At 58.3% G+C, this 12,856-nt stretch carries 11 protein-coding genes; 6 read left to right on the top strand and 5 right to left on the bottom strand.

The window, feature by feature from the left end; genetic code table 11:
• Positions 1–227 precede the first annotated feature (227 nt).
• From AC07W5_RS23585 to AC07W5_RS23595, 3 genes are read left to right on the top strand one after another with little or no spacing between them, the layout of a single operon-like run.
• Positions 228–887: a paraquat-inducible protein A gene (locus AC07W5_RS23585; protein WP_495024433.1), complete on the top strand. Its 660-nt coding sequence runs from the start codon at positions 228–230 to the stop codon at positions 885–887.
• Positions 874–1,497 (top strand): paraquat-inducible protein A, encoded by a 624-nt coding sequence (locus tag AC07W5_RS23590; RefSeq protein ID WP_494991742.1) that lies wholly within the window; start codon positions 874–876, stop codon positions 1,495–1,497. The genes AC07W5_RS23585 and AC07W5_RS23590 overlap by 14 nt, the downstream gene beginning before the upstream one ends.
• On the top strand, positions 1,490–3,793 hold the full coding sequence (locus tag AC07W5_RS23595; protein WP_495024434.1) for a PqiB family protein: 2,304 nt from the start codon (positions 1,490–1,492) through the stop codon (positions 3,791–3,793). Before AC07W5_RS23590 ends, AC07W5_RS23595 begins: the two co-directional genes overlap by 8 nt.
• 167 nt (positions 3,794–3,960) lie before the next feature.
• Here AC07W5_RS23595 and mksF read toward each other — a convergent pair whose 3' ends face one another.
• From mksF to mksB, 3 genes are read right to left on the bottom strand one after another with little or no spacing between them, the layout of a single operon-like run.
• Positions 3,961–6,801 (bottom strand): Mks condensin complex protein MksF, encoded by a 2,841-nt coding sequence (gene mksF / locus AC07W5_RS23600; protein ID WP_495024435.1) that lies wholly within the window; start codon positions 6,799–6,801, stop codon positions 3,961–3,963.
• Positions 6,798–7,499: an Mks condensin complex protein MksE gene (gene mksE, locus AC07W5_RS23605; RefSeq protein WP_495024436.1), complete on the bottom strand. Its 702-nt coding sequence runs from the start codon at positions 7,497–7,499 to the stop codon at positions 6,798–6,800. Before mksE ends, mksF begins: the two co-directional genes overlap by 4 nt.
• Positions 7,489–8,766, bottom strand: a complete 1,278-nt coding sequence (gene mksB, locus AC07W5_RS23610) for an Mks condensin complex protein MksB (RefSeq protein ID WP_494991746.1) — start codon at positions 8,764–8,766, stop codon at positions 7,489–7,491. Before mksB ends, mksE begins: the two co-directional genes overlap by 11 nt.
• Positions 8,767–8,944: 178 nt before the next feature.
• Here mksB and AC07W5_RS23615 point away from each other — a divergent pair, with 178 nt between their 5' ends.
• Positions 8,945–9,715, top strand: a complete 771-nt coding sequence (locus AC07W5_RS23615) for an energy transducer TonB (protein ID WP_495024437.1) — start codon at positions 8,945–8,947, stop codon at positions 9,713–9,715.
• Positions 9,708–10,160 carry a ribosomal protein S18-alanine N-acetyltransferase gene (gene rimI, locus AC07W5_RS23620; protein ID WP_494991748.1) on the top strand — a complete coding sequence of 151 codons (453 nt, stop codon included), beginning with the start codon at positions 9,708–9,710 and terminating at the stop codon, positions 10,158–10,160. The genes AC07W5_RS23615 and rimI overlap by 8 nt, the downstream gene beginning before the upstream one ends.
• Positions 10,161–10,301: 141 nt before the next feature.
• Here the strand turns inward: rimI and AC07W5_RS23625 are convergent, their stop codons facing one another.
• Positions 10,302–10,706, bottom strand: coding sequence for a serine kinase/phosphatase (locus AC07W5_RS23625; protein ID WP_495011221.1), 405 nt, complete (start codon positions 10,704–10,706; stop codon positions 10,302–10,304).
• 150 nt (positions 10,707–10,856) lie between these two features.
• Between AC07W5_RS23625 and can the strand changes: the two genes are divergently transcribed.
• Positions 10,857–11,501, top strand: a complete 645-nt coding sequence (gene can / locus AC07W5_RS23630; protein WP_494991750.1) for a carbonate dehydratase — start codon at positions 10,857–10,859, stop codon at positions 11,499–11,501.
• 77 nt (positions 11,502–11,578) lie between these two features.
• On the opposite strand, the gene AC07W5_RS23635 is transcribed toward can, so the two are convergent.
• Positions 11,579–12,751: a hypothetical protein gene (locus AC07W5_RS23635; RefSeq protein WP_495024438.1), complete on the bottom strand. Its 1,173-nt coding sequence runs from the start codon at positions 12,749–12,751 to the stop codon at positions 11,579–11,581.
• Between the last annotated feature and the right edge of the window lie 105 nt (positions 12,752–12,856).

Raw genomic sequence — 12,856 nt, forward strand, 5'->3', positions numbered from 1 at the left:
ATCGCCGATGGTAGTGTGGGGTTTCCCCATGTGAGAGTAGGTCATCGTCAAGATTAACTTCCGAAACCCCTATCTGCGTCTGCAGGTAGGGGTTTTGTTTTGCGCGCGATTTGTCGGCGCGGGCTGGCTCGCGATGGCGATTTCGAAGACGCCATGGCGCGCACTCGAGTGTCGACCGGCTGGCTCCTACAGAATAGACTCAATCTTTTTCCGAGCCAGAGCCTTTTATGCCTGATCCGGTTGACGCCTCCAGGGTGTCAGATTTGCCGCTGGACGACTTGGTAGCGTGCCATGAGTGTGATTTGCTGATGCGTAAACCACGGCTCGCTCATGGCGAGAAAGCCCAATGTCCGCGCTGTGGTTATGAGTTGTACGCCCATCGACACAATGTGGTGGATCGTAGTCTGGCATTGGTCATCGCCGCACTGCTGTTATATGTCCCTGCGAACTTTTTACCCATCATGCGGCTCAATCTCTTGGGGCAGTCGTCAGAAGATACTGTTTGGACTGGCGTTGTCGGTTTGTTCAATACCGGCATGCAAGGTGTGGCCGTCGTGGTGTTTCTTTGCAGTATGGGGATTCCGCTGCTCAAGCTGATCTGTCAGTTTGTCGTGCTGCTGAGTATTCGCTGGAATATTGGGCGCAGCTACGGCCTGTTGCTCTATCGCACTTATCACCATTTGCGCGATTGGGGGATGCTTGAGGTCTACCTGATGGGCGTATTGGTGGCCATCGTGAAGTTGGCAGATATGGCCGCGATCGCTGTCAGCCTTGGCTTGGCGTGTTTTATCAGTTTGCTATTGGTTCAGGTCTGGCTGGAGGTGGTGATGTCGCCTCATCAAATCTGGCAAGCATTGTCAGGAGAGGATGCTCATGCGGGCGATTGATGCAGGCATTTTGATTTGTGCCGAATGCCATGAGTTGAACAGGCAGGAAGCGGACCGCGATGAGCAGGTCTGCACTCGCTGTGGTGCGCTGGTTCATGCGCGTCGCCCGAATAGTTTGATGCGCACCTGGGCATTGCTGATTACTGCTGCGATTCTCTATGTACCGGCGAACGTATTGCCGATTATGACGGTCAGTTCTTTAGGCCAAGGTGATCCCAGCACCATTATGTCGGGCGTGATTCAGCTGGTTCAGCATGGGATGTTCCCGATCGCCGCCGTCGTATTTATCGCCAGCATCCTGGTTCCCACCTTCAAGTTGGTGGGAATCAGTTTGCTGTTGTTCTCAGTGCAGCGCCACCAGCCGCTTTCGGCCCGCCAGCGCATCATTATGTATCGGTTTATTGAGTTCATTGGCCGCTGGTCGATGTTGGATATCTTCGTGATCGCCATTCTGGTGGCGGTGGTGAATTTTGGTCGGCTTGCCAGCATCGAGGCTAATCTCGGCGCTATAGCCTTTTCCAGTGTGGTGATTTTGACGATGCTTGCAGCAGTAACTTTTGATCCCCGACTGATTTGGGATAACACGGAATCGGACGGCGACCATGACTGATTTGCCTGACGCTAAAACCCGACCGGCTTCCAATTGGTCAGCCATTTGGGTACTACCGCTGATCGCCTTGGTGATTGGCGGTTGGCTGGGCTGGCGTGCCTACAATGAGACCGGAATAGAAGTTCAGGTCCACTTTGAAAGCGGCGAAGGCATTCAGGCAAAAAAGACTGAAGTGGTCTACAAAGGCATGTCGGTCGGTAAGGTTAAAGCCCTGGCCCTCGATGACGAAGGTGATACCAAAGGGGTGGTTGCCACCGTCGAGATGAACAAGGATGTCGAGCAATACCTGAGGACCAGCACTCGCTTCTGGCTGGTCAAACCGAGCGTGACTCTGGCGGGGATTACCGGGCTCGAAACGCTGGTTTCGGGTAACTACATTGCGGTTAGTCCGGGTGAGGGTGAGCCGACCCGAAAGTTCAAGGCCCTGGCGAAAGAGCCGCCGTTATCGGATTCCAAGCCAGGCCTGCACCTGACCATCAAGGCTGAGCGCCTGGGTTCGCTGAATCGCGGTAGTCCGGTGTTCTACAAGCAGATTCAGGTCGGTCAGGTTAAAAGCTATCAGTTGTCTGGAGATCAGAATACCGTCGAGATTAAAGTTTTTATTGAGCCAACCTATGCCAGCCTGGTGCGCAAATACACGCGTTTCTGGAATGCCAGCGGGATCAGTATCGATGCCAACTTATCCGGGGTAAAAGTACGCAGTGAGTCTCTGGCCAGTATCGTGGCGGGTGGTATCGCGTTCGCCACTCCGGATAACCGCAAAGACAGCCCCCCCACTGATCCGAGCCTGCCATTTCGCCTCTATGAAGACTTCGAGGCCGCTCAGGCCGGTATTCGGGTCAAGGTGAAACTCAGTGACTTCGAAGGTTTGCAGGCTGGTCGCACGCCGGTCATGTACAAAGGCATTCAGGTCGGTAGCTTAAAAGCCTTGAAGGTCGATTCTGATCTATCCAGTGCGAGCGCCGAACTGACCCTGGATCCGCTGGCCGAAGATTATCTGGTGAATGGCACCCAATTCTGGGTGGTCAAACCGTCGATTTCGCTGGCTGGTATCACCGGGCTGGAGGCGTTGGTCAAAGGTAACTACATCGCGATCCGACCGGGTGACAAGGGCGGTGCACCGCAACGCGAGTTCGAGGCGCGTGCCAAGGCTCCGCCGCTGGATTTGCGCTCCCCTGGCCTGCATATGGTGTTGTTGACCGACAATCTGGGCTCGCTGGAGGTCGGTAGCCCGATTCTCTACAAGCAGGTCAAAGTCGGTTCTGTGCAGAGCTATCAGTTCTCGCGTACTCGTAAACAGTTGGTCATCGGAGTGCATATCGAGAAAGAATACGAAGGGCTGGTCAACGGCTCGACTCGATTCTGGAATGCCAGCGGGATCACGCTGTCGGGCGGTTTGACTGGCGGTATTCAGGTCAAGAGCGAATCGCTGCAAAGTCTGATGGCCGGTGGTATCGCTTTCGAAACCCCCGAGGCGAAAGTCCCTCTGAGCAAGCGTATTCCACGCTTTCGCCTGTACGCGAACCATGAAGAGGCGCTGCAGAAGGGCACGCTCGTGACGATCAAGGTCGATCGTGCCGACGGATTGCGAAGTGGCACGCCAATTCGCTTCAAGGGGCTGGATGTCGGCAAGGTTGAGGATGTCGACCTCAGCGATGACCTGCAATCGGTGTTGCTGACGGCGCGCATCACCGAGGTGCCGGAACGTATTGCCCGAATTGGGAGCCAGTTCTGGGTGGTCAAGCCGGAGCTTGGTCTGATCAAGACCTCCAATCTTGAAACGCTGGTCACCGGGCAATACCTGGAAGTTCAGCCGGCCGCGAAAAATCTTGGTCCACAAAAAAGCTTTGTAGCGTTGGCCCAGCCGCCGGAGTCGGCAGTGCCCGAGGCGGGTCTGAGTCTGGTACTGAGTGCCGCTCGCCGTGGTTCGCTGAAGATTGGTGTGCCGGTGACGTACCGAGAAGTGACCGTGGGTAAGGTTACCGGCTATGAGTTGGGCCAGACTGCGGACAGGGTTCTGATTCATATCCTGATCGAGCCGAAGTATGCGCCATTGGTGCGCAGCGGCAGCCGATTCTGGAACAGCAGCGGTTTCGGTGTGGACTTCGGCCTGTTCAAGGGGGTGACAGTGCGCACCGAGTCCCTGGAGACGTTGATCCAGGGCGGCATTGCCTTTGCCACACCGGATGACGAGCGTATGGGCAATCCGGCCCGGTCTGAGCAGACCTTTCCGTTGTTCGACAAGTTTGAGGAAGAGTGGCTGGTGTGGGCGCCGAAGATTTCCCTAGGTAAATAACGTCCCCAGCAGGAGCAGCCGGTCGACGCTCGATTGCTCGCGATTCAGGCACTTCGGCGTGTCTGATTCACCGATCGCGAGCAAGCGGGCTCCTACAAAAAACGGGTAACAAAAAAGGCCGCGATCCAATGGATCGCGGCCTTTTTCGTCTCTGCGCCAGTGAGCGCTTAAACCTCGTCGAGCTCCGGCTCGGTCGATTCAATGTTAACCATTGACTTCACCTCGTCATGCCGACGGATGTACTTCCAGTCCGCCTCATCGATGTAGATCCCGTTCGGCCCGCTGCCGCCTTCCAGGTCGATGGCGACATGGGCGGAAACCTGCGGCTTCACACTGGCCAGAATCGGCACGAAGCCCAGCTGCAAGCTGGTTTCCAGCAACGCCGCCTGGTTTTTCTCGTCGATGTCTGCGGCCTCGTCGAGGTAGTACGGCAGACGCACACGCCCGGCCTGATCGCGGTCCATCAAGTGCAGCAACAAGTACATGTTGGTCAGCGCCTTGATGGTCATGGTTGTGCCGTTGGACGCCGCACCATCGATATCGGTGTGGATGACCGGCTGGCCGTTGACCTTGGTGATCTCGAACGCCAGTTCGAACAGGTCCTTGAGGCCCAGCTGGTTATGGTTCGCCGCTACCAGACGCGCCAGGTATTCCTTGGCCTCTTCGTTCTTGTTGTCCTGATCGGCGCTTTGGCTCAAGTCGAATACCGAGAGGGTTTCGCCTTCTTCATACTGACCGGCGCTGTGGATGATCTGGTCGATATGCTTGAGGGCTTCCTTGTTCGGCGCCAGGACAATGCGGAAGCTTTGCAGGTTGGACACCTGACGCTTGTTGATCTCGCGGTTGAACAAGGCCAACTGGTGTTCGAGGCTGTCGTAGTCGCTGCGGATGTTGCGCAGGGTCCGGGCGATATCGGTGACAGCCGCACGGCGGGCTTTGCCCAGGGTCAGTGCTTCGTCGGTACGGTGCGCGTACGCGTTGATCAGCAGTTGCAGGCGACGCTCCACATCGTCTTCACTGTCGAACTTGGCCACGCCCTTGAGGCGAACCTGAGCATATAGCGCTTCGATCTGTCCATCGCTGCGCAGCAGGCCTTGCCAGCTGTCCTGATAGTCATTGAGCAATGGCAGCAGGTTGTCCATGGAGTCGTCGACCGGTTCCATGAACGGCGTGCCGAACGGCAGGTCGGCAGGTAACAGCTGACGGCGACGCAGGGCATCGTCGAGCGTGCGTTGCTTGGCTTCCATGTCACCGATCTGCCGACCGACGAGTTGAAGTTTGGCCGACAGTTGCTGGACACGTTCGGTGAAGGCATCGCTGGAGCGTTTCAATTCATCCTGAGCGGCTTCCATCTGTGCCAGTTGCTCAAGCTTGTCGTCTTCCTCGGCGCTCAGGGTTTGCGAGCGACGGAAGTCTTCCAGAGCTTTCTGTGCATCCAGCACTTGCTGATACAACGCTTCGGTCTGGGCCTTGCTGGCTGCACGGTCTGCCGCGACGGCCGCTTGAGTTTTCAGTTGCTTGAGTTCTTTTTCCAGACGCTCTTTCTGATCCCGTAGCGCGGCGCGGTCGGCCAGGGCTTGCAGCGCCGGCGGCTCGATGTGCGACAGATCTATGGACAGGCCCGGTACTTCGAAGCGCTCGCCCTTGAAGCCATCGAGAATCAGCTCCATGGATTTGACCCACTCGCCGTTCTCGTCCAGCGCAATGCCGTGCTCGCCCAGCGGCAAGCTGAACAGCGCGCTGTTGAACAGGCGCATCAGGCGCTCGACGTCCTGTTGCGAGAACTCTTCACGCAGACGGGCATAGCTGTTGTTGTCGGCGTGGTCGAGTTGCTGCTTGACCGACTTCAGGCGTTTTTCCAGATCGCGAAGACGTTCTTCCAGATCTTCGGCGCTGAACTGTCGGGACTGCGCGAGGGCGCCGGCCAGCTCATCGTGAGCATCCTTGGCAGCCAGCAATTGCTGTTCGAGGACTTTGACGTCGTCGATCAGGGCGAAACGATGCTTGAGCACCGACAATTCGCCGAGCCAGCGCTGGATGCCGCTGATTTCCCGTTCCAGGCGCATCAGTTCCTGGGTGCCACCGCGTTGGTCGTTTTGCAGGGCGTCCTGTTCATTGCGGTAATGCTCGGATTGAATCAGTAACTCTTCCTTGCGCGCGCTGGCGTAGTCCGACCAGGTTCCGAGCAATGAGTCGAGCAGCGGCGATAGCCGGTGCAACTTGCCGCGCAGGATGTTGCGCTGCGTGACCCCGGCGGCCAGGGCTTCGACCAGGGGACCCGCGGTGACCAGCGAATTGTAGTCCTGCTCCATCCGGCGAACGTCGCGGAAGGCTTCTTCGCAGGCAGCGATGTAGTCGACGCTGCCGGAACGCAGGCTGTGCTCGAAGGCATCGAGGAATAGTTGCTTGAGCTTGGCCGCGGTAATTTCACGCATGTGCAGCAGGTTGATAAACAGTGCGCGGAAGGTTTTCAGGCTCTGTTCGCTGGTGGAGCGCAACGGGATCAGTGTCAGGTCCAGAGGAATCGATGTGTGACCGCCTACCAGCAAACGACGCAGTTCCTCGGGCTTGAGCTCGTAGGCTTTAAGACCCTGGCGCTCAAGATTGGCGAACAACTCTTTCTGCCGCAGGCAGGTCTCGTCTTTCTGGTAGTGCGCCAGGTCCAGTTTTCCGGCGTAGGCAAAGAACTGGTGACCGAAGCCGCCGCCCGGACCACGGCCGACCACGCCGATGACGTGCGGACCGTGGGGCAGGGAGACTTCGACGAGGATGTAGCTGGTGTCCGAAGCAAAGTAGAAGCGCCGCGATTGCTCCAGGCTGTACTTGCCGAAGCTCATGTCGGACATGCGCGCCAGGATCGGGAACTGCAAGGCGTTGATCGAGGCAGATTTACCGAGGTTGTTCGCGCCGTACACCGACAATGGATGTTCCAGCGGGAACAGCCCGAGACTGTAACCGGCGGTGTTCAGCAGGGCAAAGCGGCGAATGCCGTAGCGTTCCTGGCTCATGCGTCGATCTCCTGTTCATCGGCAATGGCGCGAGCCAATGCGTCTTCCTCGCTCTCTATCTTGAATTCACTGAGGTCCAGCGGGTCATCGGTTTCCAGCAGTTTTTCGTCACTGTCGTCATCGATCAGCACCGGTGCCGGCAACGGCAACACGCTATGCAGGCTCGCTGCCAGGTCACGGTCCTGCTGCACAGACAGGCAAACATCGAGGAAGCGGTGCATCGGTGGCAGGAACCGGTAGATGCCGTTTTCTTCGCTGGCAAAGCCGAGCTGGGACATGCGGCGCATGATTTTTTCTTCCAGCTCTTCCTGAGTCTGCACTTCGGCCTGGATAAACAGGTCGCGGTACTTTTCCAGCAGCGATGGCAGTTCATCGCGGCCAAGGCTGCCGCCATCAAGGACCGCGACCGGATCGCGACCCTGATCAGCCAGATGCTCGACGATGATGAAGGTGAACAGCGCCAGACGTTGCGCGGTCTTGTTCACCGCGGCGGCGGCCAGCTCCGGAACGAAGTAGTAGAAACCACGGGTGTCGCAGATCAGCTCAAAGCCCAACGCCTTGAACAGCGTGCGGTATTGATCCTGGAAGTTCGACAGTTGCGCGTACAGCTCCGGGTCCCGGCGGCTGACGTGGTAGCCCTTGAACAGCTCGCGAAAGATCGGCGCCAGCTGGGACAGTTCGGAAAGATCAAGATGCATGGGGAGTGCTCGCAGAATTCTCAGGCGCGTCATCGCGGGCCGAGAGCAGGGCGAAGGAGCGCAGGCTGACCTGGTGCTCGTGTGTGTGGTAGTTGCGACGCTCGAGACGCTCGCGTTTGAAGCGTTTGTCCCGCGAGAGCCGCGAGAACCAGTACAGCAACTCGTCGGTGGCGCCGTCCGGTTCTTGCGCCAGCAACCAGGTCATGAGATCTGGCATTGGCAGGGCGTCTTCGCAGCGTTCAAGCATTTCGCGAACGGTGCGCGGCGCACGTGGGGCCTCGCCTTTTTGGGTGTTGTGGGCTTTGGGGAAACGCGCCGGTTTCGGCTCGAAACGAGCCAGGGCGTAAACATAGGCCTCGACCTGGCTGGCACTGCCCAGAAACGTACTTTGCGGCCGGGTGAACATGGGCATCGCCGCTTGCGGCACCGCATCGATACCTTTGCGACGAATGGCCGACAATGCGAGTGCCGCGCCACGGGTCACGGCATTGTGCCGGCGGGCTTCTTCGCGCAGCGGCAGCAGCAGTTCCCGGGCGTGACGCAGCGTCAATTGGGCGCTGGTCTGCATCTCGAGGATGCGCGCGTGGGTACGCAGCAGCATGTCGTCATCGACCAGGTGGCCGAGGCGCTGCTGTTCGCTGAGCATGCGTAGCAGCACGTTCTCGACTTTGCGCACGCCTTGCTCGAAAGCGCCGTCAGCGTTGACCAACTGGATCATCGGCTCAACGTATTCGTCCCAGGTCGCCAGCACTTCGGCGTAGCGCTGACGCAGCGGGATCTGCCGGTCGCTGGTCTTGGCTCGCTCGGCGACAGCCACCAGGGCCTGTTCGTCGTTGGCGAGTTTCTTCAGGACATCCCGTACCCGCATGTCGAGCAAGCGCAACTGGCGCGCCAGGTCACTGCCGTCGCGAATGTCGAAGGCATCCTGGATATAACCGGCCAACCGCTCCAGATGTCGCAGATAGGCTTCGATTTCCAGGCACAGGCCAAGACGGTGTTCACGTCGCAGGTAGGCGAGGAAGTCGTGGATCTGCGCATTCAGCTCGAAACGGTTCGGGCTTTTCGCCACAGGAACCAGAATATCCAGGCGGATCCACACGTCCAGCAGGCTGGTGATGTCCTGTGGCGTGCTGTCCAGTTGCTGAGCGGCCAGTTGTGAACGCAGTTCGTTGAGGCTCAAAGTGCCTTGGTCGAAGTGCTCGCACAGTGGCTCCAGGAGTGCCCAGTGTTCGGCGAGGGCGCGCAAGACGCGCTTGGGTTCGATCATGGGAAAGGCCGGCTGGTTGGCGATTAAAAGCGGCGATTGTACTGCATCAGACGGGTTGCGATTCACCCCAGGGCGTTTGATGAGACGGGCTGCCGGTTTTCTATTGATCAACTGCGGGCGATCTTGGGCGAAGGGCGGTAGAATCCCCACTCTTTAGTTATCCACAAGTGGCCGACCTTTGCTTATCGAGTCCCGTCGCCGCGCTTATCTGACCGCCATGCAGGTGGTCAATTGGCTGCCGCGCACCGAATTGCCGTTTGCTGCACCATCGCGCCCAGAGTTGCTGGTGATGCCTGAGCCGCTGGTCGAGCCGGTTTCGCATGCACCAGTCGCCAAAACGGCTGCCGAGCCTGTGGCCAGGCCTGCCGAGCGGGCGAAGATCGAAGTGCCGCGTCCGACGAGCGTGAGCAAGCCGGCGGTCCAGGCCCAAGAGGCTCCAGCCCCGGTGGCCAAGGCGCCGCAAGTGCCCCCGCCACGTTTCGCCTTGCAACTGCTGCGGGCCGGTGCTTGCCTGTTGCTGGTAGAGTTACCCACAGGCGAAGCCTTCCAGACCCGCGATCCTGCCTATTTATTGCTTAAAGACCTGCTGCGCGCCGCCGGTCTGCCGGACAGCCCGCAAATCGTTGGCGAGCCAGTGCGCTGGCCATTGCTGGTGCGCGGCACGATGGATCAAGGCCCTGAAGCGGCCCGCGACTTCGTGCAGGGTTTTGTTTCGGCACGTCTTGAGGACGCGCCCTGCGTCTGTCTATGGCTGATCGGCCTGCCAGCAGTACGTTTTGCTGGTGAAGCGAATGCGCAATCCTACAATCTGGAACTGCAGGTCGAAGGTCTGGGCTCGGTCTGGGCGCTACCTGGCCTGGAACTATTAATGGAAGAGCCACAGCGTAAGGCTGATGTCTGGCAAGCCATGCGTCGGCTGATGGCGCGCTGGAAACGTAACGATGAGTGATGCTGTAACTTTCCGCCCGATGACCGAGGCGGATCTCGATGCTGTACTGAAAATTGAATACGCGGCGTTCAGCCATCCCTGGACACGCGGCATTTTTCTGGATGGCCTGGGCAAGTATCAAATCTGGCTGATGTTCGAAGGCGAGCAACAGGTGGGGCACGGTGTCGTTCAGATAATCCTTGATGAAGCGCATCTGCTGAACATCACGGTCAAGCCGGAGAACCAGGGCCGCGGCCTCGGTTTGCGCCTGCTGGAACACTTGATGTCTCGCGCCTATGAAGTAAAGGCACGGGAATGTTTCCTGGAAGTGCGTGACAGCAACCGAGCGGCCTTTCGGTTGTATGAGCGCTATGGTTTCAACGAAATCGGCCGCCGCCGCGATTACTACCCGGCAGTGGGCGGGCGCGAAGACGCGGTGGTTATGGCTTGCACGTTGGTCGACTAGATAAGAAGCTCCCATAGGAGCTGCCGCAGACTGCGATCTTTAGCGGGCTGCGCCGCGCTGCAGATTCAGGACCGACGTCATAACGTCAAAGACCTGCGGCAGCTCCTGTGGGTTTGGCGCTTTTCCAGTGATACGGATGCGCTACCGATTACCATCCACGGGGTCAGTTTCCGCCATTTCGGCTTCATCCAGGCCATTGCCGCCACCGATTTCGTCTTCATCGACGATGCTCAGGTCCCAGTCGGCCGGTTCATCGTCACCGGCTTCATGGGCGTCGCGCGCTCCGTCTTCAAGTATCATGGTTTCCTGGCTGAGGTCGTCGTCGGTTGACTCATGGTCAGGTGTCGTGGCGCCAGTCATGCCAGCTTCGTGGCCACGCTTGGGCGGTTGTTCTTGATAGCGTTCGCTCTCGGGCGTCAGCTCAGAGATGCGGCCACTGGTTTCTTCATCATCGAAGTGCAGCTCCTCCATCGTGCCCATGCGATCGTCGTTGTCATCAATGGGCTCGGGTTGCGGAGCGCCGTAGGGACGTCGTGATTCGGTCATGGCAATTCCTCATAATGTGGGGCCTATAGGATGGACAGGCCCTACCCTTTAAGATTCCACGGTATTCCCCGCTTGGCTAGTTGCATTCTGAGCGTGACCTCGACCGGCGGTCGTCTGTCAAAACAGCGCATCATTCTTGAGGCTTCAAAGATGAACGAACTACAAGATCTGATTGATAACAACGAGCGCTGGGCCGATGCGATCAAGCAGGAAGATCCTGACTTTTTCGCCAAACTGGCTCGCCAGCAAACCCCTGAATATCTATGGATCGGCTGTTCAGATGCTCGCGTACCGGCCAACGAGATCGTTGGCATGCTGCCTGGTGACCTGTTCGTCCACCGCAACGTGGCCAACGTGGTGCTGCACACTGATCTCAACTGCCTGTCGGTCATCCAGTACGCGGTGGATGTGCTCAAGGTCAAACATATCCTCGTCACCGGTCACTATGGCTGCGGCGGTGTGCGCGCCTCGATGCAGGATCGTCAGTTGGGTCTGATCGACGGCTGGCTGCGTTCGATTCGCGACCTTTATTACGAACACCGTGAGCCGCTGGCCCTGTTGGCTACGGAAGAAGAGCGGGTTGATCGTCTCTGCGAGCTGAACGTGATTCAGCAAGTGGCCAACGTCGGTCATACCAGCATTGTGCAAAACGCCTGGCATCGCGGACAGAGCCTGTCGGTCCACGGTTGCATCTATGGCATCAAGGACGGCCGCTGGAAAAGCCTGAACGCGACTATCAGTGGCTTTGAACAACTACCGCCGCAATATCGATTGCGCCCGGTCGGGGCGATTTAACGTTCGCTGCTCAAAAGAGTCTGTGCCAGTGCTCTATCCTGCGTCAGCAACGTCTGACGCAGGATAGGCGGCTGGATTTACAGGTGCGAGGTGGCCACCGAAGGCGCCGGTGCGGGGGCTTTCAGCTGGTCCAGCTGAGATTTGATTGGGGTTGTAGAGCATTTGGCCTGAGCTTGTTCGGGTGTCAGATTGCGGATTGAGGTGTAGAACAACTCACAGGTTTTTTCTTTCTGGGTGACTTGCCAGGTTTGCGTACAGCTTTTCAACTGCGCATCCGGATTACTTCCTGGTTTGCTGCCCATCCCGGCCTGCCAGCACGCGGCACTCAAATCCTGCCCCATGACTTTCAAGCCGGCGGCATCTGCCTTGGCTTCATCGCCGTTATAAGTCGCAGGGTCTGCCGCATACCAGATATAGCTTGGGTGATTGGAGCCTAGAACCGGCACCTTCACGCCTTCGGTCGGGCTGATCTCTGCCAGGCCCAGCACACTTACGGTCGCACCATACTGCTGCTTGATCCAGTTACGCACCGGTGCGCCGAAGGCAACCATTGGCAAGGCTGCGCCACTGGCGTTCAGGCTGACTTCCTTGACCATGGTGGTCTGGTAGTCCTTGAAGTAGTCGTAGACGCCTTCCAGGTCCTTGCCAGCGGTGGAGGGCGCTGCAATCGGCGCGATGTCGATGATGGTCTGGTAGCCCGGCGTCTGTTCGGCGGGAATGTCGTTGGCCGTCAACAACGTGGCCCAGCGATCGGTGGTCTTGGATTCCAGATAGTCCTGCGCCTGGGTCAGCGAGTAATCCGGCGGGAAGTGCAGCAACTCGACACTCTTGCGGTTCTCCAGCGCCATTCCCAGCGGCAGGAACAGATACCAACTATAAGCCCACTTGCCGTCGGCATTCAGTTTGCTCGCGCCGTTGTAGGCCAAATCTCCGGCATTGAGCAGCGCCGCAAGAGGTTTCTCATAACCGGCAGGCACACCGCTGATCGCCGCATAAAGCTGATCGTTGTCGGTTTTGACGCTGACTTTCGCCGCGCTGTAGCCATCGCGTTGCACGCTTTGGGTCAGGTAGTGCTCGACGGTCTGCTCAAGCGTCCAGTTACGGAAACAAATCACATCGCAGTTGTTGGGGTAGGCGAACAGTCGGGTGACACGCTCGGTGCTGCCCAGCTTCAGGTCGGCGTTGGCGTGTACGGTTGCACTCAAGGTGAGCGCGGTGAGGGTCAGGGCGAGTCCAGCGACTTTCAACATGCTTGGCTCCTTGTCAGCAAAGACCCCGTTTGTACGGGGCGGACGTCCATACTGGAGCAGTAACGGGTGACAAAGAAGTAGGTGGGAGAATCTTTTTTCAAGATG

Source organism: Pseudomonas sp. GW821-FHT01E05, from assembly GCF_059422425.1.